The following is a 26,069-nucleotide window of genomic DNA, read 5'->3' as shown; positions in this document are numbered from 1 at the left end:
CTCGTCGCCCTCAAGCGACTTGCTTATCTTATCATTCGGAAACTTTTCTGTCAACACTTTTTTAAAACTTTTTTCTAAAGTTAGAAAGTGTTTCCTGATTTCCAAAAGACTTTTAAAATCTTATCACCGTTACAACTAAATGTCAATAAAATTTATTTTGTAAAACTTTGTTGATATTTTGTTTCCGCATCAGCGACGTGTTTTATAATATCATACAGAAAAAATAATCTATTTATTTAATTTTTTATATATTGATATTATCTTCAAATTTCTTTTATTTATTCATATTTTCTTTATATTTTTTATAATGATACTCTAGGTTATGTTTCTTATCTTTTTTTAAATATTTTGAATATTATATGTAAAACCTTCCCCCTTTTTTAGCTATTTTTCTATGCTATACTTTATTATAAGGTGGTGATTATATGTCTGATATTTTAAAAAATGACTGGAATGATTTATTGAATGAAGAATTTACTAAACCTTATTACATTAAAATACGTAATTTCCTTATTCATGAATATAAAACAAAAACTATCTATCCAGATATGTATGATATTTTCAATGCATTGCACTTTACTCCATACAAAGATGTCAAAGTTGTTATTTTAGGACAAGATCCATATCATGGACCTAATCAAGCACATGGACTTAGTTTCTCTGTTAAACCTGGTAATAGAGTCCCTCCTTCATTAGTGAATATTTATAAAGAATTGCACTCAGATCTAGGATGCTATATACCAAACAATGGTTATTTAAAGAAATGGTCTGATCAAGGTATTTTATTATTAAATACTACACTTACTGTAGAAGCTGGAAAAGCTAATTCTCATCAAAGGATTGGTTGGTCTATTTTTACCGATAAAATTATTGAATTATTAAATCAAAAAGATGAACCAGTTGTATTTATTCTTTGGGGAAATAATGCAATTAAAAAAAAGGCTCTTATAACAAATCCTATTCATTACATAATTCAATCTGTACACCCTAGCCCTCTTTCAGCATCTAGAGGTTTCTTTGGAAGTAAACCTTTTTCTAAAACTAATGATTTTTTAATTAAAATTAACAAAAAACCGATAGATTGGCAAATTGAAAATATATAAATAAAAAAGACTAATGGAAGTAAAAAACCATTAGTCTTTTTTATTTTAACTAACATAATAATTAGTATTTCTTATTCTATTTTTTATATAATCAACAAATATTTTTAAATCCTTAAAATTATCTTTAACTCCAGTTATTATTTTTGATTTAGGTATAAGTGTTATTTCATAAACTGCTAAAGTAGCAATTAAAATTGCACATACACTACTTATAATCGCATTTAATATTGGATTAGTTATACCAATACCTTGAAAATAAAATATACACTTATATAAAACATAAACATGAATCATATATCCAACATACGAATATTTTGATATTGCAGACATTATTTTCGCTATAAGATTTCTCTTCAATATATATTCACTTACTATATAGAACATTAATATATTGGATGTCCTATATCCTATGTCAAATAATATATTGTAATTTACAAAATCAAATTGCTTATAAAATTTATAGTAGAAAGTAAGTATAAATACTCCATATACAACAAATCTATATTTTATAATTATTTCTTTGAATTTATCATAATTAAAAGCAGCATACATTCCAAAGATAACATAAATTCCCCAAAATACTATTGATAAGTTTACGAATCTTATTTGCCATTCTGTTGGACTGCCAAATAAAAATTTAGCAGCTTCGCTTTTTATTGACATTTGATGAATTGAAATATATATATATCCTCTAAATATTATTATGAAAGTAATTATTCTAAATATAATATTTCTTTTATGTATCCACTTTCCTATATAAATTAATACCGGAAATATAAGTACTAATCTTATAAACATGCCCATATACCAAAGATGGAATGCTCCACCACCTACTAAAGTTTCAGATAAAAAATTATGTATTTTATCAGGATTGTGCAATATCATATTTACATATGAAAATATAAAATAAGGTATTATAAGGTATAAAAATCTATTTTTATAATATTTTTTTATATCTATATTATTTTTATAAGTATATGTTGTTGTAAGACCACTTATAAATAAAAATATAGGTACTCCAGGTTCTGCAATAACCATAAAAACATTTGCTATAGTTAAGTTTCCAACTGATTGATATATATTAGTTACTGTACCACCTAAAGAGTGTTGCATTATTACAAAAAAAAATGCAATTGCTCTAAGCATATCAATCTCTCTTAATCTTTTACTTTTCATAATTCCCCCAAAATCAAATTATTAATATTCCTTTTATATTCTATCATAAAAATTGGGCATACTCCTTTAAAGTATACCCATAAATATCTTTATATGTTCTCTTTTATTGAATTAATCATTTGGTTAAATTGTTCTTCTGTTATTAAATCATATCTTCTCATTATAATTAGAGTTTCTTCATCGTATAGTGGTTTTTCTAAAGCTTCATTACATTCATAATTAATAATGGATTTATATCCAATTGCTGAAGCAATTGTTGTTAAGATCATTGCCATAACTATAAACTCCATATATTTACCTCATAAATAATTTAATACATTATTATGATATGATTTTATTTTAATTTATGAACTTAATTATCTATTATATTTTATTATTTTTTAACCCTTTTTAATATAGAGTATATTGATGTTGATAAAATTCCACACACTCCTCCTAATGAGAAAAATAGTACTACATTACCAATAAAAGCACCTAGTAATATCCCAATTCCAGCTCCAAAAGCTATACCTTTTGATACTAATGTAAACTCAGCTTCAGTTAAACTAATCTTATCGATCATAAAAACCACTCCAACTCCCATATTATTACTTTTATTATAGGTTATATTTCTTAATAAAACCTTAAGCAAACCTTAAATATAGTGTATATATAACTTAAATAAATGTAATATCTATAGTATGTCCAAAATAGCTTATTATAATCATTTTTTAGGATTATTTTACTATTTTACTTCCATGTAATTCTTCTGCATTAGTATAACTTTTTATATAATCTCTATTTTCAGATGTAATACCTCCACCTGGCATTACTATTATTCTATTATTTGCATATTCTATTAACTCTTTTAATACTTCTAAATTACTTGGAGCATTTTTCTCTCCACCTTTTGTCAGTATTCTATCTATTCCAATATCAATTAAAATATCTATAGCTTCTTTTTTATTTTCTATTTCATCAAAAGCCATATGAAAAGTAGTGCTTAATCCATCAGCACATTCTTTTAACTCTCTATTTCTTTCTATATCTATAGTTTTGTCATTATTTAAAATTCCAAATACAACTCCATTTACATTTAACTCTTTGCAAATTCTTATATCTTCTTTCATTATTTCAAATTCATCTTTAGAATAATTGAAATCTCCTCCTCTTGGTCTTATTATTACGTTTATAGGAATCTTTATATTATTAACTGCCTTTTTTATTGTTCCATAACTTGGAGTAGTCCCTCCTTCTTGAAGGTTATCGCATAATTCTATTCTATTCCCTCCATCTTTAAACCCTTGTAACGCCTCATTATAATTTCCAACACAAACTTCTAATTTCATTCCCTTTCACCTCTTATATTTTTATAAAAAAATAAAAGCACTAACTAAATGTTAGTGCTTTCTTGGTGGCTCGAGCAGGAATCGAACCAGCGACACGAGGATTTTCAGTCCTCTGCTCTACCGACTGAGCTATCGAGCCTTACAAACCTAGCAACGTCCTACTCTCCCACACAGTCACCCGTGCAGTACCATTGGCGCTATAGAGCTTAACTTTCCTGTTCGGAATGGGAAGGAGTGTTTCCTCTATGCCATCATCACTAGATACAAACATATTATAACTAATATTTAGTTACCTGTCAAAGTTTTTCTACAAATTATTTCAGCAAATTTATTATTACAACCTAATTATGTATTATTTTATATTATTAAAATGTTTTTCTAACTTAATTTAATAAAAAAGTTTATGAATTAAAGTTTTCTATATTAAAATATCAATTTTATTTTTGTTTTTATTTATGCAATAATTAAATTAATAAATATTATAAGTTGGAGATGTTTTTTATGGAAGATAAAATTCAAGAATTAACTAATATAATTAAAAATAGTAATAACATAGTATTTTTTGGTGGTGCAGGAGTCTCTACAGAATCTGGGATTCCAGATTTTAGATCTGCTGATGGGTTATATAGTAGTAAATATGAACGTAAATTTTCTCCTGAAGAAATATTAAGTCATAGTTTCTTCTATAGTCATACTAACGATTTTTATAAATTTTATAAAGATAAAATGATTTACACAAATGCAAAACCAAATTATGCTCACATTGTTTTAACTCAATTAGAAAAAATGGGTAAACTTAAGGCTGTTATAACTCAAAATATTGATGGCCTTCACCAAATGGCTGGAAGTAAAAATGTTTTTGAACTTCATGGATCTGTACATAGAAATTACTGTACTAATTGTTATAAGAGCTATGAATTAGATTATATAATAAACTCACAAGATATTCCTAAGTGTGAAACTTGTGGTGGTATTATTAAACCAGATGTAGTACTTTATGGTGAACCCCTTGATAATGATGTTATAAATGGTGCTTTAAATGCAATAAAAAATGCAGATACATTAATTATTGGTGGTACTTCTTTAGTTGTTTATCCTGCGGCTGGATTTGTAGATTACTTTAGAGGAAAAAACTTAATACTTATAAATAAAAGTTCAACACCATATGATAATAAAGCCAATTTAGTTATAAATAATTCTATTGGTAAAGTATTAAAATCTGTATTTGATAGATTATAATATATTATTTTGAATAATTTCATATAATTAAAAATATAATATAATGTATAGTACTTTAGAGGTTTATTATTTTGATATATGTATTAATATTAATAATATCTATATCCCTTATAGCGTTTTTAATTTTCTCTTATGAAAAGAAATTAAATTTAAGCAGAAGACAACTCTTAGTAGCAAATAGTCAAATAAATAAATTAAAGAAATATGTTCCAAACCAATACAATACTAGAGGCGGATTAGCTATTAAATTTTCATGCCCTGAAAATAATCTTGGGATAGTAAATGAAAATTCAAAAGTATTTATGTCTCCATTAGATACTTCATATATTTTACAAAATATAAGTGTAAAGATGGAAGTTAAAATACTTGATAAGGCTGAAATCGGAAAAGATATTTGGTATTACGTATCTCTTCCAATAGACAGTAATATTAATTCTAGAGGTTGGATTAAAAATTCTAATTTTTCTTATTTTTATAGTAATAATAGTAGTGTAATGAATAATTCAAATAATAAAGCTTAGGTGAACTTAAAGTCACCTAAGCTTTATTATTTTAAATTTATTATCATAAATATTACATATAAAATTACTATACATATAAATGGTATATCTATAATTCTTTCTTTTGATTCTTCTAATCCTCTGTAATTATTATTACCTATTATTTTAGGAACTCCCCTAAGTTCTCCTCTCTTATCTAATTTCTTAATAACTAAATAAGCTAGTACGATTGAAATTGCAAATATAAATATAGACCCTTGCAATAAAAGTAATTTTTCACTCAAAGGAAGAGTTTTTAATGATACATTACTTGCCTGCTCAACAGAAGATGGATCTATTAAGGCAAAAAGTCTTTGAATCGTTATTGATGTTCCATTTAATATAAAATGCATAATCATTGATGAAAATATACTTCCAGTTATTCTAACTACATAAGCTAAAATAAATCCTAATACTGTCGCATATAAAAATTGGTTGGCATCTAAATGAAATATTCCAAAAAATAGTCCAACTACTAATGCTGACTTGAATCTATTTTTCTCATCATATCCCGATAAAACTATACCTCTTAAAGTAATTTCTTCTGTTATTGCTGGCATAAACGCTATTATTCCCATAAGTATTATATATGGAGTACTTGATATAGATGTTATTAAATTTCCAACGTTATTTTCAAAGAAAAATCCACTTATAAGTCCAAAAAAATTCATTATAGGAACACATAAAAAAGCTAATACTATTACTAAAAGTAAATCTTTTATCGGTAATGGATTAAACTTAAATGTTTTTCTTATGTTACATTTAGTAACTAACACATATATAATGGCAGGAACTAAAAATAATAGTACATGATTTAATACTAATACAACTCTTACATCACTTATGCCAAACCCCTTATAAATTGGATAAGTAATATAAGGCATTACTATTTCTAATATAAGTATTATTAGAAAATATAAATTAGCTTTAAAAACTTTTCTCATATATTTCTCCTTTTTAATTTATTTTACTTAGTATATTTTATATAAATCAGGAGATACTATTTATTGAGGCTATTTGCTTCATTAATTAATCGCCTCTCCCCCATTTTATTTATATACAGGAAAATCCCTCTTATGTTTTTTAAACAAAGAGGGATTTGTTATTTTACCCACTTTTATTTTTTTAATATTTCTGTTCTAACTATATTAATAGCAGTCATACTCGCCCTATTTCTTACTGAATTTCTATCTCCAGTAAATATATGTTTAAATGACTTAACTTCCCCATCTAGATATAATCCAAAATAAACAAGTCCTACTGGTTTTTCATCAGTTCCACCGCCAGGTCCAGCTATTCCAGTTGTTGATATTCCAACTCTTGAACCACATCTTTTTGCAATTCCTTCTGCCATTTCCCTTGCTGTTTCATGGCTTACTGCACCAAACTTATCTAATGTTTCCTTTTTTACATTTAAAGTTCTCGTTTTAGCTTCATTTGAATATGTAACTGCGCCTTCTAAAAATACTTCGGATACCCCTGGATATTCAATAAGTTTTGCTGAAACAAGTCCTCCTGTACATGATTCACTAACCCCAATAGTCATATTTTTATCTATTAATAACTTAGCTACTGTATCTTGAAGAGATATTTCTCCAGTATTATATATAGTATCTCCAAGTCTTTTATATATTTCATCTTTAACTGGAACTATCATTTTTCTCGCTTCATCTTCAGTCTTTGCTTTTGCTGTTATTCTAAATATTACTTCTCCTTCTTTTGCATAAGGAGCAACTGTAGGATTAGTCCCATTATCTATTATATCTTGTAACTTTTCTTCTGCTTTACTTTCTCCTACACCAAAAACTCTTAAAACTTCAGAAATTATTACATCTTCAGAATATTTTTTCAAATATTTTTTTACTTCATTTTTAAACATACTCTCCATTTCTTTTGGAGGTCCAGGTAAGACTATTATTGCTTTATTATTTTTTTCAAAAATAGCTCCTGGTGCTGTGCCATTGTTATTTTTTAAAATTATAGCTTCCTTTGGAAAATATGCTTGTTTTTCATTACTTTTTACAAATTCTCTTCCCATCTTTTCAAAATATTCTTTTATACATTTTAAACTTTCTTCATGAAGGCACATTTTCATCCCTAAAAATTCAGCAACTAATTCCTTAGTCATATCATCTTTAGTTGGTCCAAGTCCACCTGTAGTTATTATAATATCGCTTCTATTAAAAGCAACTTCTAAAGCTTTAAGTATTCTTTCTCTGTTATCGCCAACTACTTCATGGTAATATACATCAAATCCAATTTCTGCCAGCTCTTTTGATAAATATTGTGCATTAGTATTTAAAATATCTCCTAAAAGTATTTCTGTTCCAACTGCTAGTATCTCACATTTCATAATATCCCTTCTCACTTTTTAGATTTATTTTTGTTCATACTTTATTATATTCCATTTTTAAATAAAATAATAAGGGTGATAGCAAATTTTTAAATTTAACTATCACCCTAATTATCATGAGTTAAATATAAATTTTTTATGTTGCTACCCTTAAGTATTTAAATACTTAAGGGTAGGGTATATAAAAAATTCTTCCTCTCACTACACAGAGTTTATTGCATGGGTATTTTATGGATCGCCTAATTATAAATGTTAGTTGATTCATAAATATGTATGAGAGAAGAGAATTTATTTCACTTCCCTTATTAGTAAATTTCTCTTTATACAATAATATATGTATTAATTATATTTTTTATTCAATATTTTTAAAATTTTACCATCCTTGCTTTTCCTCTTTCATAGTGAAATGACTTCCGTCATTTTTAAACTCTATTTCAAAATTTTCTCCATCTATATTTACTTTAGTCAATGTTGCTTGTCCCATAACTTCACTATTTACATCTTTATCTTTAAAATAATTCATTATCGCTTTTAAAGTTATACCGTGAGCAACTATTAATATACTTTTACCATCATTATCTTTAATAATTTCATCCATGGCTTTACTTACTCTTTCCCTAACTTCAGCTAAAGTTTCTCCATTAGGCGCACGCATTTCTAAATTGCCTTGCATTATTAAGTTTATATCCCAATCTGGATTTTCTTGCATAACTTCTTCAGTTATTTTCCCTTCAAAATCTCCAAAATTCATTTCTTTTAAACCATCATGTGTTATTAGTTCTATTTCTTTATTACCTTTTAAAATAGATGCTGTTTTATATGCTCTTTCAATAGGACTTGTATATATACATTCTATTTTTATATCTTTTAATCTTTTTGAAAGTTCTTCTGCTCTTTTTATTCCAGCATCTGTAAGTGGTGAATTTCCATGCCCTTGAAGTCTCTTTTCTATATTCCATTCAGTTTGTCCATGTCTTGTTAAATATATTGTTACCATATAATTAACCCCCATCTCTTTAGTATTTAATTTTTTCTAAATCTTCTTATATGCATTATTAAATATAATATTTCTTGTTTAGTAAGTTTATAACTAAATTGCTTACTTATATATTGTTCAATTTTTTCAATACATTTTCGTTCTTCTGAATATCTTGTAGTTATTATTTCGTAAAGTTCTACATCATCATCCTTTATCTGTTCTCTCTTAAAAATTCTTTGTACAAAAAACTTTAAATGAGTTAAAAGCCTTGAGTAATCAAGAGAATCTTCATCAAAAGTTATGTTAAAATACTTTTTTATAATATTAAGTATCTTATTAGTAAGTACTGTTATATTCATAGTATTATACATGTCTTCATTTAATGCTGCATTTAAAATATGTAATGCTATAAATCCTGCTTCATCATCACTTAACTTTATTCCTGTATACTTTTCTACAATTTCAATTCCTTTTAATCCTACTTTATATTCTTTTTTATAAAGAGTTTTTATCTCCCAAAGCATTGGATTTTCAATTCTCATATTTTCTTTTTCTCTAATTACTGCAAAGGATAAATGATCTGTAAGTAATATATATATTAATTCTCCAAGTTCGATTCCTAGCTCTTTTTCAGCTATAGTTATTATTTCTTTTGTCATTGTTAAATATTCTGGAGCTGTTTCTATCATTAATTGTTTAAATTTTTCATTGTTTTTTTCATTATCTAATTTAAATATCTTTTCAACACTAGTATTTTCTATAGTATCGCCAGATTTCTTTTGAAATCCTATACCCCTCCCCATAACAACAGCTTCTTCACCATTTAAATTAACGGTTACGACATTGTTGTTTAAAATTTTATTTATAATCATATGTTATTAACCCTCCTTAATATATTTATATAACATAAATCTTATAACCCATATCTTCGTATATAGATTTTATCACTTTATTAAAAAAATTTAAATATTTTTAACTTTTTGTTGACACTTTTTTTCCTTCATGATAACATTTACTTGTTCTTAAAATGAATATGTTTGTTACTATTTGATTAGGCAAACTCATCAAAAATTAAATATTATATTATTTAGCATAAAATCAAAAGATTGCTACTATTTTATTAGGCAAGACTTAAATATATGTAAATCCGTAATGAAATACTATTAAGACCGATTTATACGTTCTTATTGTATTCATAGAGATTTATAAATATTTAAGTCTTTTTTGTTTGCCTTACAAACTAGACTTATCGTAATTATCAAATATTATTATTTAAATTTAAGGAGGACTTATCTATGTTACAAACACTTCAAAGAATAGGTAAAGCTATCATGCTTCCAATCGCAGCTTTACCAATTGCAGGTATATTACTTGGTGTTGGTGGTGCATTACTAGGAATATCAGGACTTAATAATCCCCCAGCTGTATACGAACCATTAATAGCTTTTGTTAATATTCCAGCAGTTACTGCTATTTTAACTATAATGAAAAATATTGGAGATATTATCTTCGGTAACTTACCAATCTTATTTGCTGTTGGTGTTGCTGTTGGTCTTGCAAACAAAGATAAAGGTACAGCTGCACTTGCTTCTGTATTTGGTTTCTTAGTTATGAACCAAGTTGTTTCAACACTTTTAACACTTGGATATACTCAATTAGGCGTTGTTACTCCTGATAATGTTGGAGAATTTGGAACTTATGTTACAACTAATGTTGGTATATTTACACTTAATATGTCAGTATTTGGTGGTATTATAACAGGTATAGTTACTGCTTTATTACATAATAAATTCTATAATATTCAATTACCACAAGTTATCGGTTTCTTCTCTGGTTCAAGATTTGTTCCTATAATAACTGCTTTAGTTATGGCTTTAGTTGGTGCTTGTCTTGCATTTTTATGGCCATTAGTTCAAAATGGTATTTCAGTAATAGCTGAATTAGTTAAAAACGCTGGTGCTATTGGTACTTTCTTCTATGGAGTAATTGAAAGAGCATTAATTCCATTTGGATTGCATCACGTATTCTATACTCCATTTTGGTTTGGCTCATTCGTTGAAGCTCCAGTTATAATAAATGGAACTCATCAAGTAATCGCTGGTGCCAATACTGCATACTTTGCTCAACTATCAAGTATGACTGACTTAGTTGGTGCCTCAGCTGAAACTATGAGTAGTATTGTTTCAGGTACTACAAGATTTATGGCTGGTAAATTCCCGTTCATGATGTTTGGTCTTCCAGCAGCTGCATTTGCTATGTATAAATGTGCTCATCCAAGCAAAAAGAAAGTTGTTGGATCACTTTTATTAGCTGCTGCAGTAACATCATTCTTAACTGGTATAACTGAACCATTAGAATTTACATTCTTATTTGTTGCGCCTGTATTATATGTTATACACTGTTTACTTGCAGGTTTATCATTCATGTTAATGGATATACTTAATGTATTCATCGGTATGACATTCTCAGGTGGATTTATAGACTTCTCACTATTTGGATTACTTCCAGCAGGTGCAGGTGTACCAACTAAATGGATAATGGTTATATTAGTAGGTTTAGTTTATGCAGTTATTTATTACTTCTTATTTACATTCATGATTAAGAAGTTTAACTTAAAAACTCCAGGTAGAGATGCTGATGAAAAAGAAACTAAATTATTCACAAAAAAAGATTTTCAAGCTTCTTCAAAAGTTGATGAAATAAGCGAAAGAGCTCCTTACGTTTTAGAAGCTTTAGGTGGAGCAGAAAATATCGTTAGTGTCGATGCTTGTATAACTAGACTTAGAGTTGAAGTTAAAGATAAATCAAAAGTTAACAAAGATGCTCTTAAAGAATTAGGGGCTGCAGGAGTTGTTGAAGTTGGAAATGGAATCCAAGCAATCTTTGGTGCAAAAGCTAATGCTTATAAAAATGAAATTAATACAATTTTAGAAGTTTAATATAAAATAAAAAATCTGAGAATTAAATTCTCAGATTTTTTATTTAAATTAATTTAAATATTAATAGTTATTAAGTTCTAATAATGCTAATGCAACAGCTCCAATAACTCCTGCATCTGTTCCAAGGCCAGCTGGTACTATTTCACAGCTTTCAGCCATTGATTTAAAGCATCTTTTATTTACAACTTCACGAACTTTTTCAAAAACTATATCTCCTGCTTTTGAAACTCCGCCACCTATAACAATCATTTCTGGATCAAAAATTGAAATAGCATTTGCTATTCCTATTCCTAAATATGTTAATGCTTCTTCTATTATATCTTTTGCTACTGCATCACCTTTTTCAGCTTCTTTAAATACTTCATATGAAGTAACTTTTTCATAACTTCTAAGTGATGTTTCAACTTTACTATTTACAGCTTCTTGTCCTCTTTTTCCAATTGCTGTTCCTGATGCTAAAGCTTCTAAACAACCAATATTTCCACAACCACATCTTGGTCCAAATGGTGCAACTGTCATATGTCCAATTTCTAGAGCATTTGATGTATTTCCTCTACAAATATTTCCATCAACAATTGCTCCACCACCTACGCCAGTGCTAACTGTGAAGTAAACCATATTCTTTTTACCTTTACCTGCTCCAAGCATATATTCTCCAATTGCTGCTACATTAGCATCATTATCTAAGAATACTGGTACATTGAATTTTTCTACTAATGGTTTAACTAAGTTAAAGTTGCTAAATGGTAAGTTTGGAGTAGTTATTATTATTCCTTTTCTTGAATCTAAAGGTCCTGGTGATCCTATACCAATACCTTTAACTTCATCTAAATTAATTTCACCTTCTGATATAACAGTTTGAACACTCTTTATTATTCTTTCTAAAACTCTTTCTTCACCTTCATGTGCATTTGTAGGTATTATACTTTGTGCTAATACATTACCTGCTAAATCAGCAAGTGCAGTACTTATTTTTGTTCCACCTAAATCTACACCAACTACGTAATTTTTCATTACAAACCTCCTAGTATAGTTTCTATAATAATTTATTATTCCATATAAAAATAGGACTTACTATTCTATTGTAATATATTTATAGAAATAATAAAGTCCTTATTTGTTATTCGCTTAACTATTTTTTAAAATTTATACTTCTTTATGTGCTTTTATTAAATAATTTCCGCTACCATCAACCCATTCATTATCAACTGTAAAACTGTTATCTTTAAGCATAGAATTTATTGTATCTACACTCTCTTTGTTTTGTTTATCTATTGATATTGTAAATTTATCATCTTTATCTACTATACATAAATAGTCATAAATATTACTATATTCACTTAATCCTATACTTCCCCTTATATCCATTCGATAATCAGACATTAGAATTCCTCCAATCAAAGCAAAATAACTATTATTTTGTATAGTTATTATATGTAGTTTTATTTAATTTATTACAAAACTTCCTAAAAAATATTGCTGGAAAAAGCTCTTCCAGCAATATTTATATCTATTCTTCTTTATTTATTTTTTCTATAACTTTTAAAGCTTCAACTTGTGGTAATTCTTCATATCTCTCGAACTCCATTTTATATTCTCCCCTAGCTTGAGTTATTGATCTTAAATCAGTAGCATATTTAAACATTTCAGATAAAGGAACTTCACATACTATTTTTTGTAATTTACCTTCCGGTTCCATTCCAATTACTCTTCCTCTTTTCTTATTAATATCTCCAATAACATCTCCCATATATTCATCTGGTATTATTACTAAAACTTTCATTATAGGCTCTAAAAGTATTGGTTTTGCAGATTCAAGTCCCTTTTTATATGCAATTGATGCTGCTATTTTAAATGCCATTTCTGATGAATCTACAGGATGATATGATCCATCATAAAGTGTTGCTTTAAGACCTATTACTGGATATCCAGCAAGCACCCCATGTTTTATGCAATCTCTTAAACCCTTTTCAACTGCTGGTATAAAGTTTCTTGGAACAGCTCCACCTACAACCTTATCTACAAACTCTAAATCATCGTCTCCATCATGTCTTCTTTCAAATTTTATTTTTACATCACCGTATTGTCCATGCCCTCCAGATTGTTTTTTATGTTTTCCTTGAACATCAGAAATACCTTTAATTGTTTCTCTATATGGAACTTTAGGTTCTCTTAATACAACATCAACCCCAAATTTATTTTTTATTTTACATGCTATAACTTCTAAATGAGTTTCTCCAAGACCTGATACTATAAGTTCAGCATTTTCTATATCTCTTGTTACTTTAAATGTTGGGTCTTCTTCCATTAATCTATTTAATGAAATAGATATTTTTTCTTCATCACCTTTAGCCTTTGGAAGTATTGCCATTGACATTACTGCATCTGGAAAGTTTAGATTATCATATTTAACTTTAAAATTTAAATCTGCAAGAGTATCTCCTGTACCTGTAAATTGAAGTTTTGAAACTGCACCTATATCTCCCGCTATAATTTTATTAGTTTGAATTTGATTTTTTCCTCTTAAGAAAAATAAATTAGTTAATTTTTCTTTTTTATCTTTATTTATATTAATAATTTGCATATCATTTTCTACTTGTCCTGTAATAACTTTAAATAAAGATATTTTACCTACAAAAGGATCAGCTATAGTTTTAAATACTAACGCTGAAAATGGCAAATCGTCTGTTATAGATATATATTCTTCTGATTCATTATCTCTTATAGCTTTTTGTGCTAATGAAAATTTAGGTGATGGGAAGCACTCAACTATATTATCTAAGCATAGACTCATACCAACACCATTTAATGAACTTCCACACATAACAGGTGATATCTCTCCATTAATACACCCTTTCTTTAATCCCGTATAAAGTTCTTCATCACTTAAACTACCTTCTGAAAAATATTTATCTAATAATTCCTCATCAGTTTCTGCAACTGCTTCAGTAATCATTTCTTTACATTCATTAACTTTATCTAAAAGCTCTATTGGAATATCCTTCTCTTCCATTTTTCCAAGCTTTTTGTTATAAATTAATGCTCTTTTTGATATTATATCTATCACACCTGAAAAATTTGATTCACTTCCTATTGGATACTGAATTGGAACAACACTTATTCCAAACTTATCTTTAAGACTTTCAAGTATTTTATCAAAATTTGAATTTTCTCTATCTAATTTATTTATAAAAAATGCTCTAGGTAATTTTATTTTATTACAATAATCCCAAGCCTTTTCAGTCCCTACCTGAACACCAGATACTCCACATACAACTATAGTTGCTATATCTGCTGCTCTCATTCCTTCTATACTTTCCCCAATAAAATCAAAATATCCTGGTATATCTATTAAATTTATTTTTTTATTTTTCCACTCTAAAGGTGCTATTGATACAGAAAGTGATATTCCTCTACGTCTTTCTTCTTCTTCAAAATCAGATATTGTATTTCCATCTTCAATTTTACCCCTTCTAGTTATTACATTCCCATCATATAATAACCCTTCAACTAAAGAAGTTTTTCCTGATGAACCATGACCTATAAAACCAACATTTCTAATATTTTCTACACAGTAATTTTCCATATTTTTATAATTCACCCACCCTTTTAAACTCTCATATTAATTTTTATGACAGTTTTTTACGATTTAGAATTCATATATGAAAAACTAATAAAATAACTTAACATAAAAATAAGAGCTGAAAATTTCAGCTCTTATTTTATCTATTTTGGATACTCTGTTGTATAATATTTTCCATCTACAATACTTGCTATACCATTGTTATAAAATCCTAAGAAGTTTCCTTTGTAAGTTATTTGTTTTTGTGTATTTATATTTGTTATAGTTTTAGCTTCACTATTATTTACAAATACAGCGCCAGTACCATCTATAAATATATTTTTATCTTCTACTGGCTCTTTTAGTGGCACTTTCTTAATTGCTGATTCATCGTTATCTAAATCTTTTTTAAGTATTTTATGTACCTTATTGTTAGTAACTTCTCCTAAGTAAAGAACTCCTTCTTCATCTATTCCAAGTATTTTTAATTTGCTTGAAGTATTAATTTGTATTCTTTCATTTGGTTGAGTTATATGAACTATTGTGCCATTAGTAGCTATATATACTAATCTGTCTTTAGTTGGCATCAATCCTATTTGTCCTATATTTCTAACTATTATAGGTACTTGTACAGCTGCAGTTTGATTTATATCTATTCTATAAATCATATTTCCAACCTGAATATAAGTAACCCCTGTTATAGTTGATGCTTTTATATTAAATGTCTTATATATTTTGCTATACTGACATATATCAACTATCTTTTCATTTGTATTCTTTTCTGGGTCATAGTTGCAAAGAACTATTTGGTTATCTTCAATTTCTAATGTTAATAACATATTTCTATCTTCTAACCAGACAGATTTTAATATATTACCACCATTTATTGTTTCTAATTGTTTAACATCTCCACTTTCAGTATCACATATATTTAACTCATATCCCATATAGTAGCTTATATATTTTCCGTCATATGAAACTTTTATATCTTTTGCATCACTTGGTATATTAACATGTATATTTTCTTTTTTATTATTTGAATTTATTGATACTTTTTCCATACTTACATCAGTATTATCTTTAAAATAAAATTTATCTAGAAAGAATAGTACCGAGCATTGTAATATAAGTGATACCGCTATCCAAGCTAATATTATTTTTACTTTTCTCATACTTTCTCCTTTGTTATTTTACTATTATTGAAGAAGCTATATATCTTTCTCCAAGTCCATTAGATACGTTATTAATAACTTTTCCATTTAGATACATAGTAGATGATTTTCCTCCATCTAGGTTAATAGCTGTTACACATTCACCTTTTGTAAGCATAAGTGATTGTAACTCTGTTATAGTACAACCAATTCCATCTACTAAACTTCTTCCATCAATAACCATCATAACTATTGATCCATCAGCTCTTTGTCCAATTGCAGTTCTTGGAGCTATTCCACCTGCCCCTGCTGCTCCGTCTAAAGGTGTTGGCACACCATCTTTAATAAGTACTGGTTTAAAACTAACTGCTTCTTGTACATTTAAATTTTTAAGTTCATTTAAACTATATTTTCCAACTAGCATTTTTCCTTCTTTTGTTATGGCCATACACTCTGTTTTTGTATTATTTGTTTTCATATCAGAGAATACTACCTTACCATTAGACATTATAACTCCAGTTGGTGTTCCTCCATTGCCTGTCCAATTTGAACTACTAGAAGTATCTACAAATGCACCACCATTTATAGCTGCAACTGCATTATTATCTTTTGCCATTTCTGATGTAGTTTCACCTTTTTTTCCTATATATTTTGTACTTGCAACATGAACTCTTTTTGGATCTTTTATAACCAACATGTATCCATTATATTTTGTATTTTCAAATTTATATAGTTCCATTTCTTTATTATTAGATGCATTAACATTAACAACTGAACCATTTTGAGCTGTTAAATTATTATTTGAACTATCTGTCGAATTCATTATTTCATTTATTCTTTCCTTAGATAAAAACATTGTTGCTAAATATTGATGATTAAAACTAGTCATTGCTGATCCAACATAAATTCTTTTTGCATTATCAAATGGACCATAAAGTAATACAAAAGGTGCTGTAATAGCAGTAAATACTATTTCAAAAACTAAAAATGCCACTATCCTTTTCCACTTTCTTGGGGCTTTTTTTCTGGTGTTTTTATTATTCTTTTTCTGCTTTTTTCTTTTGTCTTCCATTCAAACTCTCCTAATTTTTATTAAACTCTCTACCGTTAAATACTAAACAACTTTTTAGTTAGTATGAAACATTAACTAACTTTAATATTATATTTAATATTATCAAATATAACAATAAATTAAAGAATTTTTTAATAATAAATTAAAAGAAAAAGGGGAAAAATCTAGTTTTTCCCCTTTTTTTTTATATTTTTAGTGCATTTTTATGCAAATAACAAAACATTCATAAGATCTTAAATTTATACAATTTTTAATTTACCAAACCCTTAATTTCAAAATATTTATTTTTTATAATATAATCAGCTATCGTATATGCCTGTTCTAATTTTTCTCTTTCCTCTTCTGTTGGATTACCCATAATTTTATTTCCTTTTATCACTGTAGCATCTCTATTTGTGTTTAATAAATTTCTTCCCATAAATATATTATCTTTAACATCTATTCCTAAAAGATATAATATTGTTGGAGCTATATCACTTTGTCCGCCTGCTACACTTATAGTTTTTCCTTCTATACCTTTTCCATAAATAAATAGTGGTATTTTATAATCTCTATTTTTCCACCAATCTCCTTCTAAAGGAACATCTTGAATTTCATCATTATAATATTTATGAACTCCTCCATGATCTCCATAAATAACTAGAACTGTATCATCTAATAGACCTAACTTTTCAAGCTTATTTATAAAGAAAGCAATTTGCTCATCTGTATAATGTACACTTTGAAAATACCCTCCAAGCTTTGTATCATCAACAGCTTTAGGCAATTTAAGTTCTCTATATTTGTCTGGAAGATCAAATGGTCCATGACTTGATAAAGTAGGTATAGTAGAAAAGAATGGTTGTTTTAAAGTTTTAAGCTTATCTGCATACTGATTAAAGAATGAATGATCTGATAATCCCATTCCAAAAACTTCATCTAATTTATAAGAATCTATATCCCACATATCTTTGTATCCTAACGCATTACTATGTGCTTCTGACCAGTTCCAATCACCAGCTCTTTCTGCATGTGTTGATACTGTAGTATATCCATTTTTATTTAATATTCTAGGTAATGATTCATATTTAACATCTGCATTTGTCAAAAATGTTATATTATCACCTAATGGTAATAAACCAGTGTTCACCATCATATCACAATCTATACTATTTCCTGCATTATTCTGCTCATATATATTGTCAAAATATAACGATTTTTTCATAAGCTTATTTAAATTTGGAGTTATTTCTTGTCCTAAAACCTTTTTACCTATAACAAAGTTTTCTAATGACTCAATCTGTAAAAATACAACGTTCTTTCCTTTAAATATTCCTTTATATTTATTATCAGGAAGTTTTTTATTGTTCCAAGCAAGCCAATTAGATGCTTGTTTAATTTCTTCTTCATTTCCTTGGAAATTTTTTTGTTCTATTGCTCTACTTGCTTCATATAAATGATATCCAATTGGTGATTGATTTTGCATCATTATAAATGGAGACCAATCAACACTCATAAATTTAACTTTACCCTTAGTAACATCTTTAACATCTATTAAATAATGTGTTGTATATATGGTTAATATACATATTATAATCCCTAATACAGCTAGTTTAATATTCCTTTTATAATCCATAATATCTTTAATTTTAAATCTTACAAAGATTAATATTGGTATATCTATTAAAAATAATAAATCTAATTTATTAGGATTTATTATACTTTCATTCATTGGATTGAACATATCTTTAAATAATATATGTCTAAGCCCTAAATAATTTCTACTAGCCCTATAGTACCAAATGTCTGCTAATAACATTAATGAATATAATATATCTATTATTATTAAATATGTTATTTGTTTCTTTCCTTTAAAAAATAGTGCCATGAACATCAAAATACCTATAAAAGCTAATTGAGCTAAAACTAATTCTTTCGCTATTACAACTCCAGTAAAAGTTTTACCTGTATTTGATGCACCAATTGACATAAATATTATACTTTTTACAACTAATATTATAAATATTATGCTTTTTATTAAAGTGCCTGAGTTTACTTTTTTTATTTTCATTATTCTTTATTCACCCATTTTTATTTATTTTTAACTTTAGCTTCTTTTAAAAACTTTTCCAATAAGTTCAATCCCAGATACTGCTGCTATAACAAATGCAAAACTTACAATATAAGCATATCTTGATTGATTTTCTGTAATTAAATAAGATAACCCATATCCACAAAATATTATATAAAATAAATTAATTCCTGAATATTTTCTATACCTTTTTTTATTAAATAATCCAATGAAAATCAATAAAATAACAACAGAAGATATTATTTGTATTATAAATTTACCTCCAAAATTAAACTTTATTAAAATATCACTGTCCTTAACATTACTTTGTGACCAAAATACGCCACTCATATCTCCGTCCATCCATTGAGTAGTATATTTTTCTAAATAAAACTTTCCTATTTGCATTGGTGTAGCATTTTTGAATCTATCAATTATTATATTAGTACATTCCGCTTTAATTTTATCTTCATCAAAATTATATTTTTCAGGTATTATAGCATCTTCTGGACTCCATCTTCCTCCAGTTTCCATATTAGTTCCTTTTAATATGTTAGTTATTGCTGGTTCTCTACCTTTCCATAAATTATTTTCTGTTACTTTATATGATTTAAGAGTAGAACTTACTATAAAAAGAATTAAAGCGAAAGATACTACTACCATAATAATTGATTTTATTTTTTCTTTAAATTTAAAATCTGTATATATAACTATATACATAATAAATGCTACTATAGTAACTGTTGCAACCATCCTAAATAAGTTTCCAACAGATAAGAGAGCTCCAGATACTATAAACATAGACGGATGTATTTTCTTTTTACATGCCAAAAGAAAAATATATATACTTGCTAAGTAAAATGGTATAGCTATATTTTCTGTACATAATACACCAGTATATGTTACAAATGGAGGAAAAATCGTTGCTATTAAAGCTCCTATTATTCCATATTCAATTTTTTCAAATACTAATTTAGCTATTAAATATATTAAGTAAATTGTAATTATTCCCATAATTAAATTTACGATTTTCATAGCAAAAAGTGCATGAGTAAAAAATTTAAGCATAAATGCCATATACATAACCATAACAGTTAAATGTGGAAATCTTGCTATATATTCAGTTCCCCACATCATACTATAGTCACCTTTTAATACCTCTTTTGCTGTTTCATAGATAGTATTAAAATCAGATACAGGAACTGTTTTTATGTTAATAAGCCATAAAATTCTTATTAAAGCCCCAAAGCTCAAAACAATTAATAGTTTACTTTTATTACTAAGTTTTTTACTTTTTAATAGAATACAGGCTAAAAGGATTGCTATAACTACAACACCTACTAGAATTACTGCTGCAATATCAAAATTACCTTTATACACTCCTATGCATCCTATAGATACTACAAGTAATATAAATATTAACGGCTTAAGTGCAATAGTTACAAAACTAGTAAATCCATTTCTAAACCTCTTTAATTCCATATGTAATCCTCCTAAATTTTATATATTACAAATAACTTTATAGTTATAAATAACAAATATAATTTTAACATATTTAAAGTTAAAAAAAAGCAAGCAAGAAGCTAAAACTTCTTACTTGCTATATTATTTTTATAATATTAATTTACATATATAATCCAGCACCTGGTCCAAGTGGTAATCCTAATAAAAACCACACTATTAATAAGCCTGTCCAACATACTAAAAATGCTATTGAATATGGAACCATTGTTGATATAAGAGTTCCTATTCCTGTATCTTCATCATAAACTTCTGCAAAAGCTACTATTAATGCAAAGTATGTCATAAGTGGTGAAATTATATTTGTACTTGAATCCCCTATTCTATAAGCCATTTGAACAAGCTCTGGTGAATAATGCATTCTCATAAACATAGGTACAAATACCGGTGCCATTATAGCCCATTTTGCTGATGCGGATCCCATAAATAAGTTTATAAATGCTGCAACTGCTATAAATCCTAATATTAAAGGAACTCCTCCAATACCAGCATTCTGTAAGAAATCTGCTCCTTTAACAGCTATTATAGTTCCTATATTTGTGTAACCAAAGTATGCAACAAATTGAGCAGCAAAGAATACTAAAACTATATATCCTCCCATAGAAGACATACTTTTACTCATAAGATGAATTATCTGTTTATCATTCTTAATATCACCTTTACCAATTCCAAAGGCTATCCCTGGTATAAAGAATCCCATAGCAATAATTGCAACCATTGAATTCATAAAAGGTGATTTTAATATTTCACCAGTTTCAGGATTTCTAAGTGGTCCCCATTGTGGAATAACAAGTAATCCCATAACTATTACAAATAAAATTAATGCTACTAATGCAAATTTAAGACCTCTTTTTTCTTCTTTTGAAATACCATTTATTTCATCAACTTGCTCCTTACCCTTATATGGTCCAAGTCTTGGTTCAACAACTTTTTCAGTTATTATAGTTCCAACTATCGTAATTAATACAGTTGATGCAATTAAGAAGAACCAGTTTGAAGCTATATTAACCTCATAACCAGGTTGTACCATATTTGCTGCTTCTGTTGTTATACCAGCAAGTAACGCATCTGTTGGTCCGAATATAATATTTGCACTAAATCCTCCTGATACTCCAGCAAAAGCTGCTGCAATCCCTGCAAGAGGATGTCTCTTGAAACTTAAAAATACAACTGCACCAAGAGGTATTAATATAACATATCCAGCATCTGATGCAATATTTGAAATTACTCCAGCAAAAACAACTACTACAGTTATTAATCTTTTTGGAGTACTAGTAACTAATTTTTTTAATAATGTTCCTATTAATCCTGTTCCTTCAGCAACTCCAACTCCAAGAAGCGCAACTAAAACAGTTCCTAGAGGTGCAAAACTTGTAAAGTTAGATACTGCACTTTCAAACATATATCTAATACCCTCTGGTGTTAATAGTGATTGAATTGATACAGTTAATTCCTTTATCTCATTAGTGGCTCTATCTAGCCCTGTATATGTAACACTTACTCCCATCTTTGATAATACACCTGAAATAAGTATTATGATTCCACATAAAATTACAAATATAGTAGCTGGGTGAGGTAATTTATTTCCAACACGCTCTACCATATTCAAAAAACCCTTCTTTTTGACTTTTTGCTCCATACCTATGCCCCCTTATAATAATTTCTATCGTTTACGTCCTTTATATATAAACACTTGTTTCTAATATGTGTACATTATATAACATTTATGTTAACATATCAACCTTTTTGTTAATTTTCATTTAATTATTTATGTCCAATATATTTTGTATAGAAATTAATTACTAAATAAAATACTAATACATACAAATTATTTTCATTACATTAATAACTATATTTTTTATATCATGTTAAAATATAATTATTAACCAATTAATTAAGGAGATTTTATATGGGTAACCTAAAAAAAAATATTAACTTAAAAAAAATATTACTATATTCCTTATTAACTATATTTATTATAGGTATACTTTATGGAATAACATTCTATTTTAACTTTTTTCAGGGGAAAACTTATGTTAAAGATGGTGTGGTAAATAGTAAAATTAAACCTATGAATTATAATTCAATATACAAAGAAAACACATCACTAAATGACTGTAAAATACAAAAAGTCAACGATGTAAATATATCTATTTTAGGACATGAAATTCCTAAAGATACTACTATATTACTTAGAGGTCAAAGATATTACTTACCTTTAAATTACATAAAAAAAACTTTAGGATATAAAAATTTAGATAATAATGAACTTGCTTTAACTAATGGAATAAATACTATAATACTTAATAAGAAACAAGCTATAATAAATAATAAAACATATAACTTAAGAGGATGGCTTTTAGATTATAAAGACAATTATTATTTATCAATTTCTGATATAGAATATTTATTCTCACTTACTTCTGTATTTAATTTTAAAAATAATTCAATTAAATTATTAAAATCAAATTTAGATAGAGCTAATTCAAAATCATTACCGTTAAAAGATGGACCTGCAGCACTAATAAGACTTGAAGATTTTTCTTCTGGTGGCGCTTTATATGAAGATGTTAATCAAACTAAATTAAAAGCTTTAGGAGATTATTTGTATAGTAATAAAATTAGATTCCATGTAGCTTGGGTTCCTAGATACAAAAATCCATCTGAAAATATTGATAATAACTTATTAACAGATAATAATATACACAACGTTGGATTTGTAAATCTTATTGACTATTTAATAAATAGTGGAGGCGAAGTTGGACTTCATGGATATACTCATCAATACGGAAATAGTACTAGCTTAACAGGTATTGAATTATCTAGTAAATTTAATAATACTGAAAAGGAAGCTAGAGAAGTTATTGAAAATGGATTATTTGCAGCTAATAGACTTAATATCCCAGTTTACTTTTTTGAAAGTCCTCACTATCAAGCTACTAGGAAACAAAAGAAAGTAATAGAAGAATACTTTAAATATTTATTTGAGCCATATAGTATTCTATATTATACAGCCTTAAAAGAAACTCCTAGAGGTAATGTATATATTCCAGCACCACTTGGATATGTAAAAAATAGAGACACTTCATCAATAACAAGCAGATTAAAAAATCCATCACCAAATTTATTAGCAGCTTTATTTTATCATCCAGTATTAGAACTTGAATATATATCATTTAATGATAATAACAATACTTTCAATTGGGTCTTATCAAAAGATTCTCTAATGAAATCAATAGTATCATCACTAAATGAAAATGGATACTCAACAATACATGTAACAGATATAAAATAAAAGTATTTCTAAATTTATATTTAAAATTCTTTTTTAATTCTATTAACTATAATTATTATGATTAAAAATAGCTTTAAACATAATATTTAACTTTTAATTTCAAAAGCCTTATAAATTACTGTATATAAATTTATACTATTTCAATTTTTATATTTTCCTATATATAAAAAAAGAGCAAAACTATTTAAGTTTTGCTCTTTTCTTTAAAATTTTATTTCCTAAAAGTGCTAATAGTGAACCTATTGTTGCTCCAGATGTATCTATTAAAACATCAGTAAATCTTCCTGCTCTTCCTTCTACAAAAAGTTGATGAAATTCATCTGTTGATGCATATAAGAAAGACAGTACTATTGATAAAATTAAAGCTCTATTCTTATTAATATAAAATCTTAATAAATTAAAATATAATAAATTTAATATTAAATACTCAGAAAAATGCGCACCCTTTCTTATTATTGTAATTGCTAAGTCAACATAAGAATTGCTAATATCTATACCAAGAGATTTCACTAAATTTAGTACAAAATCACTTTGCTCATTTGATATATTTGCTGGCTGATTAGACATATAAAATATAAATGCCATCCATACAATAACTAAAATCCACGCCAGTAGTTTTTTTGATTTAATACTCATATCACTTAACCTTCTCCTATATGTATATTTAATTAATTATACTATATAGAGTAAGGTACTGTAAATTTACTATCTATCCTCTAATATATACTTATTTATATATGCTAATGATTCCTCTAAAATACTTTGTCCTCTTTCAATATCTTCTACCTTTATATTTAAATTACATAACCTTTGATCTATTGTATGAAGTTGCTCCTTTATTTCCTGAATAAGCTTTGTCTCATAAGTTATTTGTATACCATCTGGATCAACAAATATCCTCTCTGGAGGATCACCACACTCAGAGCATTTAGCATAAGTTTTATTAGTATTTATATTTCTAAATAACTTAAAACTATCATTCTTACATGATTCACATGTTGATAAAAGCTCATACCCATCATTTCCTGTATCATATAAATATTCATTCCCACACTCTCTACAAGTTGCTTTAATTTTATTATCTATAGTTTCAATAAAAAATTTATTCCCACAGCATCCTTCTTTATGACATACAACAGTTCTAATCATTTTACCATCTCCCCACCATAAAAATTACTTACTAAATAAATTATATTAATAAAAAAGATATATTATTCTAAAAAAATAGAAATCTAACAATTAACAGTTAGATTTCCAACAATATTCTAATTTACTTGTAGATTACTAATTTCCTCTTCAACTTCTCTAATCTTATCATCTATACAAGAAGTCTTTTTTCCGGCTAAAATTAATTCACGTTTCTCTAATTTTAATTGTTTAAGACGTTCCTTTAACTCTTTTATATTTGTCAACCAAAACACTCCCCATCCTAACTTTAAAAGATTATTATATACTATATTTAATACACAAATATTATATGACTTTATAATCTTTTAATCACTACCCTGTAAACGTAATCAAAAGCAATAATCTTGCCTATAAAATAATTATATATAATCGTAAGCTAGTTGTACATAAGTAACTTTAGTAATATTTTTTCAATTTATTACATTTTACAATTAAAATTAATTTATTTTTTCAGTTATTTTATTATTTAATATTTAAATTATGTAAAATATTATCTTTTAATATAATTTAAATATATAACTTATTATAAAATAAAAGTTTAAGTTTAATTTTAATAACAAAAAAAGCCATGAAC

The 26,069-nt window shown here is 26.9% G+C and carries 24 protein-coding genes, 1 tRNA gene and 1 rRNA gene; 5 read left to right on the top strand and 21 right to left on the bottom strand.

Annotated features, from left to right (window positions below; translation table 11 throughout):
• Positions 1–425 precede the first annotated feature (425 nt).
• Entirely contained in the window at positions 426–1,103 is a 678-nt protein-coding gene (locus O212_RS0115295; RefSeq protein ID WP_024615932.1) for a uracil-DNA glycosylase, read from the top strand.
• 45 nt (positions 1,104–1,148) lie between these two features.
• On the opposite strand, the gene O212_RS0115290 is transcribed toward O212_RS0115295, so the two are convergent.
• From O212_RS0115290 to rrf, 6 genes are all read right to left on the bottom strand, one after another.
• The gene (locus O212_RS0115290) at positions 1,149–2,279 is read right to left on the bottom strand and encodes an acyltransferase (protein ID WP_024615931.1); all 1,131 of its coding nucleotides are present in this window, start codon (positions 2,277–2,279) and stop codon (positions 1,149–1,151) included.
• An 89-nt stretch (positions 2,280–2,368) separates the two neighbouring features.
• Positions 2,369–2,569 (bottom strand): hypothetical protein, encoded by a 201-nt coding sequence (locus O212_RS0115285; protein ID WP_024615930.1) that lies wholly within the window; start codon positions 2,567–2,569, stop codon positions 2,369–2,371.
• Positions 2,570–2,652: 83 nt separating this feature from the next.
• Positions 2,653–2,841, bottom strand: a complete 189-nt coding sequence (locus O212_RS0115280; RefSeq protein WP_029699459.1) for a hypothetical protein — start codon at positions 2,839–2,841, stop codon at positions 2,653–2,655.
• 154 nt (positions 2,842–2,995) lie between these two features.
• The gene (locus tag O212_RS0115275; RefSeq protein ID WP_024615929.1) at positions 2,996–3,607 is read right to left on the bottom strand and encodes a copper homeostasis protein CutC; all 612 of its coding nucleotides are present in this window, start codon (positions 3,605–3,607) and stop codon (positions 2,996–2,998) included.
• A gap of 63 nt (positions 3,608–3,670) precedes the next feature.
• Positions 3,671–3,746, bottom strand: a tRNA-Phe gene (locus tag O212_RS0115270).
• Between the two features lie 6 nt (positions 3,747–3,752).
• A 5S ribosomal RNA gene (gene rrf, locus O212_RS0115265) occupies positions 3,753–3,869 on the bottom strand.
• A 239-nt stretch (positions 3,870–4,108) separates the two neighbouring features.
• Here rrf and O212_RS0115260 point away from each other — a divergent pair.
• Together O212_RS0115260 and O212_RS0115255 are read left to right on the top strand one after the other, a co-directional pair.
• A complete protein-coding gene (locus O212_RS0115260) occupies positions 4,109–4,846 on the top strand; it encodes an NAD-dependent protein deacylase (RefSeq protein ID WP_024615928.1) in 738 nt (245 codons plus the stop codon).
• Between the two features lie 71 nt (positions 4,847–4,917).
• Entirely contained in the window at positions 4,918–5,367 is a 450-nt protein-coding gene (locus O212_RS0115255) for a hypothetical protein (protein WP_024615927.1), read from the top strand.
• Positions 5,368–5,393: 26 nt separating this feature from the next.
• Here O212_RS0115255 and O212_RS0115250 read toward each other — a convergent pair whose 3' ends face one another.
• From O212_RS0115250 to O212_RS0115235, 4 genes are all read right to left on the bottom strand, one after another.
• A complete protein-coding gene (locus O212_RS0115250; protein ID WP_024615926.1) occupies positions 5,394–6,329 on the bottom strand; it encodes a type II CAAX endopeptidase family protein in 936 nt (311 codons plus the stop codon).
• 173 nt (positions 6,330–6,502) lie between these two features.
• Positions 6,503–7,738: a competence/damage-inducible protein A gene (locus O212_RS0115245; RefSeq protein WP_029699458.1), complete on the bottom strand. Its 1,236-nt coding sequence runs from the start codon at positions 7,736–7,738 to the stop codon at positions 6,503–6,505.
• 373 nt (positions 7,739–8,111) lie between these two features.
• A complete protein-coding gene (locus O212_RS0115240; RefSeq protein WP_024615925.1) occupies positions 8,112–8,735 on the bottom strand; it encodes a histidine phosphatase family protein in 624 nt (207 codons plus the stop codon).
• Between the two features lie 26 nt (positions 8,736–8,761).
• The gene (locus tag O212_RS0115235; RefSeq protein WP_024615924.1) at positions 8,762–9,589 is read right to left on the bottom strand and encodes a PRD domain-containing protein; all 828 of its coding nucleotides are present in this window, start codon (positions 9,587–9,589) and stop codon (positions 8,762–8,764) included.
• 423 nt (positions 9,590–10,012) lie between these two features.
• On the opposite strand from O212_RS0115235, the gene O212_RS0115230 reads away from it, so the two are divergent.
• A complete protein-coding gene (locus O212_RS0115230; RefSeq protein WP_024615923.1) occupies positions 10,013–11,656 on the top strand; it encodes a PTS transporter subunit EIIC in 1,644 nt (547 codons plus the stop codon).
• 60 nt (positions 11,657–11,716) lie between these two features.
• On the opposite strand, the gene O212_RS0115225 is transcribed toward O212_RS0115230, so the two are convergent.
• The 8 genes from O212_RS0115225 to O212_RS0115190 form a co-directional block, all read right to left on the bottom strand.
• A complete protein-coding gene (locus O212_RS0115225) occupies positions 11,717–12,670 on the bottom strand; it encodes an ROK family protein (RefSeq protein WP_024615922.1) in 954 nt (317 codons plus the stop codon).
• Positions 12,671–12,802: 132 nt separating this feature from the next.
• Positions 12,803–13,039 carry a hypothetical protein gene (locus O212_RS0115220; protein WP_024615921.1) on the bottom strand — a complete coding sequence of 79 codons (237 nt, stop codon included), beginning with the start codon at positions 13,037–13,039 and terminating at the stop codon, positions 12,803–12,805.
• Between the two features lie 127 nt (positions 13,040–13,166).
• On the bottom strand, positions 13,167–15,242 hold the full coding sequence (gene fusA / locus O212_RS0115215) for an elongation factor G (protein ID WP_024615920.1): 2,076 nt from the start codon (positions 15,240–15,242) through the stop codon (positions 13,167–13,169).
• A 140-nt stretch (positions 15,243–15,382) separates the two neighbouring features.
• The gene (locus tag O212_RS0115210; protein WP_024615919.1) at positions 15,383–16,390 is read right to left on the bottom strand and encodes a hypothetical protein; all 1,008 of its coding nucleotides are present in this window, start codon (positions 16,388–16,390) and stop codon (positions 15,383–15,385) included.
• Positions 16,391–16,403: 13 nt separating this feature from the next.
• Complete coding sequence (locus tag O212_RS0115205; protein WP_024615918.1) at positions 16,404–17,441, bottom strand: phosphodiester glycosidase family protein; 1,038 nt, start codon at positions 17,439–17,441, stop codon at positions 16,404–16,406.
• A 250-nt stretch (positions 17,442–17,691) separates the two neighbouring features.
• A complete protein-coding gene (locus tag O212_RS0115200) occupies positions 17,692–19,491 on the bottom strand; it encodes an LTA synthase family protein (protein ID WP_029699457.1) in 1,800 nt (599 codons plus the stop codon).
• Between the two features lie 36 nt (positions 19,492–19,527).
• Positions 19,528–20,973, bottom strand: a complete 1,446-nt coding sequence (locus O212_RS0115195) for a glycosyltransferase family 39 protein (RefSeq protein WP_024615917.1) — start codon at positions 20,971–20,973, stop codon at positions 19,528–19,530.
• Positions 20,974–21,115: 142 nt separating this feature from the next.
• Positions 21,116–22,651 (bottom strand): AbgT family transporter, encoded by a 1,536-nt coding sequence (locus O212_RS0115190; RefSeq protein WP_024615916.1) that lies wholly within the window; start codon positions 22,649–22,651, stop codon positions 21,116–21,118.
• 270 nt (positions 22,652–22,921) lie between these two features.
• Here O212_RS0115190 and O212_RS0115185 point away from each other — a divergent pair, with 270 nt between their 5' ends.
• On the top strand, positions 22,922–24,307 hold the full coding sequence (locus O212_RS0115185) for a DUF2334 domain-containing protein (protein WP_024615915.1): 1,386 nt from the start codon (positions 22,922–22,924) through the stop codon (positions 24,305–24,307).
• A 180-nt stretch (positions 24,308–24,487) separates the two neighbouring features.
• On the opposite strand, the gene O212_RS0115180 is transcribed toward O212_RS0115185, so the two are convergent.
• The 3 genes from O212_RS0115180 to O212_RS16740 all read right to left on the bottom strand — a co-directional run bounded on the left by O212_RS0115180 (position 24,488) and on the right by O212_RS16740 (position 25,728).
• Entirely contained in the window at positions 24,488–24,943 is a 456-nt protein-coding gene (locus tag O212_RS0115180; protein WP_024615914.1) for a VanZ family protein, read from the bottom strand.
• A 69-nt stretch (positions 24,944–25,012) separates the two neighbouring features.
• A complete protein-coding gene (locus tag O212_RS0115175) occupies positions 25,013–25,456 on the bottom strand; it encodes a hypothetical protein (protein WP_024615913.1) in 444 nt (147 codons plus the stop codon).
• Positions 25,457–25,572: 116 nt separating this feature from the next.
• Positions 25,573–25,728, bottom strand: coding sequence for a hypothetical protein (locus O212_RS16740; RefSeq protein ID WP_160166424.1), 156 nt, complete (start codon positions 25,726–25,728; stop codon positions 25,573–25,575).
• Positions 25,729–26,069: the final 341 nt, after the last annotated feature.

The sequence above is a fragment of the Clostridium sp. Ade.TY genome (genome assembly GCF_000498355.1).
In the GTDB taxonomy this organism is placed as follows: Bacteria; Bacillota; Clostridia; order Clostridiales; family Clostridiaceae; genus Clostridium.
Note: the sequence above shows the minus strand (reverse complement) of the source record. Positions and strands in the feature narration are given on the sequence as shown.

Coding starts and splice junctions, on each gene's coding strand:
- O212_RS0115295 (WP_024615932.1), top strand. CDS start 426: ATGTCTGATATTTTAAAAAATGACTGGAATGATTTATTGAATGAAGAA.
- O212_RS0115290 (WP_024615931.1), bottom strand. CDS start 2,279: ATGAAAAGTAAAAGATTAAGAGAGATTGATATGCTTAGAGCAATTGCA.
- O212_RS0115285 (WP_024615930.1), bottom strand. CDS start 2,569: ATGGAGTTTATAGTTATGGCAATGATCTTAACAACAATTGCTTCAGCA.
- O212_RS0115280 (WP_029699459.1), bottom strand. CDS start 2,841: ATGATCGATAAGATTAGTTTAACTGAAGCTGAGTTTACATTAGTATCA.
- O212_RS0115275 (WP_024615929.1), bottom strand. CDS start 3,607: ATGAAATTAGAAGTTTGTGTTGGAAATTATAATGAGGCGTTACAAGGG.
- O212_RS0115260 (WP_024615928.1), top strand. CDS start 4,109: ATGGAAGATAAAATTCAAGAATTAACTAATATAATTAAAAATAGTAAT.
- O212_RS0115250 (WP_024615926.1), bottom strand. CDS start 6,329: ATGAGAAAAGTTTTTAAAGCTAATTTATATTTTCTAATAATACTTATA.
- O212_RS0115245 (WP_029699458.1), bottom strand. CDS start 7,738: ATGAAATGTGAGATACTAGCAGTTGGAACAGAAATACTTTTAGGAGAT.
- O212_RS0115240 (WP_024615925.1), bottom strand. CDS start 8,735: ATGGTAACAATATATTTAACAAGACATGGACAAACTGAATGGAATATA.
- O212_RS0115235 (WP_024615924.1), bottom strand. CDS start 9,589: ATGATTATAAATAAAATTTTAAACAACAATGTCGTAACCGTTAATTTA.
- O212_RS0115230 (WP_024615923.1), top strand. CDS start 10,013: ATGTTACAAACACTTCAAAGAATAGGTAAAGCTATCATGCTTCCAATC.
- O212_RS0115225 (WP_024615922.1), bottom strand. CDS start 12,670: ATGAAAAATTACGTAGTTGGTGTAGATTTAGGTGGAACAAAAATAAGT.
- O212_RS0115220 (WP_024615921.1), bottom strand. CDS start 13,039: ATGTCTGATTATCGAATGGATATAAGGGGAAGTATAGGATTAAGTGAA.
- fusA (WP_024615920.1), bottom strand. CDS start 15,242: ATGGAAAATTACTGTGTAGAAAATATTAGAAATGTTGGTTTTATAGGT.
- O212_RS0115210 (WP_024615919.1), bottom strand. CDS start 16,390: ATGAGAAAAGTAAAAATAATATTAGCTTGGATAGCGGTATCACTTATA.
- O212_RS0115205 (WP_024615918.1), bottom strand. CDS start 17,441: ATGGAAGACAAAAGAAAAAAGCAGAAAAAGAATAATAAAAACACCAGA.
- O212_RS0115200 (WP_029699457.1), bottom strand. CDS start 19,491: ATGAAAATAAAAAAAGTAAACTCAGGCACTTTAATAAAAAGCATAATA.
- O212_RS0115195 (WP_024615917.1), bottom strand. CDS start 20,973: ATGGAATTAAAGAGGTTTAGAAATGGATTTACTAGTTTTGTAACTATT.
- O212_RS0115190 (WP_024615916.1), bottom strand. CDS start 22,651: ATGGAGCAAAAAGTCAAAAAGAAGGGTTTTTTGAATATGGTAGAGCGT.
- O212_RS0115185 (WP_024615915.1), top strand. CDS start 22,922: ATGGGTAACCTAAAAAAAAATATTAACTTAAAAAAAATATTACTATAT.
- O212_RS0115180 (WP_024615914.1), bottom strand. CDS start 24,943: ATGAGTATTAAATCAAAAAAACTACTGGCGTGGATTTTAGTTATTGTA.
- O212_RS0115175 (WP_024615913.1), bottom strand. CDS start 25,456: ATGATTAGAACTGTTGTATGTCATAAAGAAGGATGCTGTGGGAATAAA.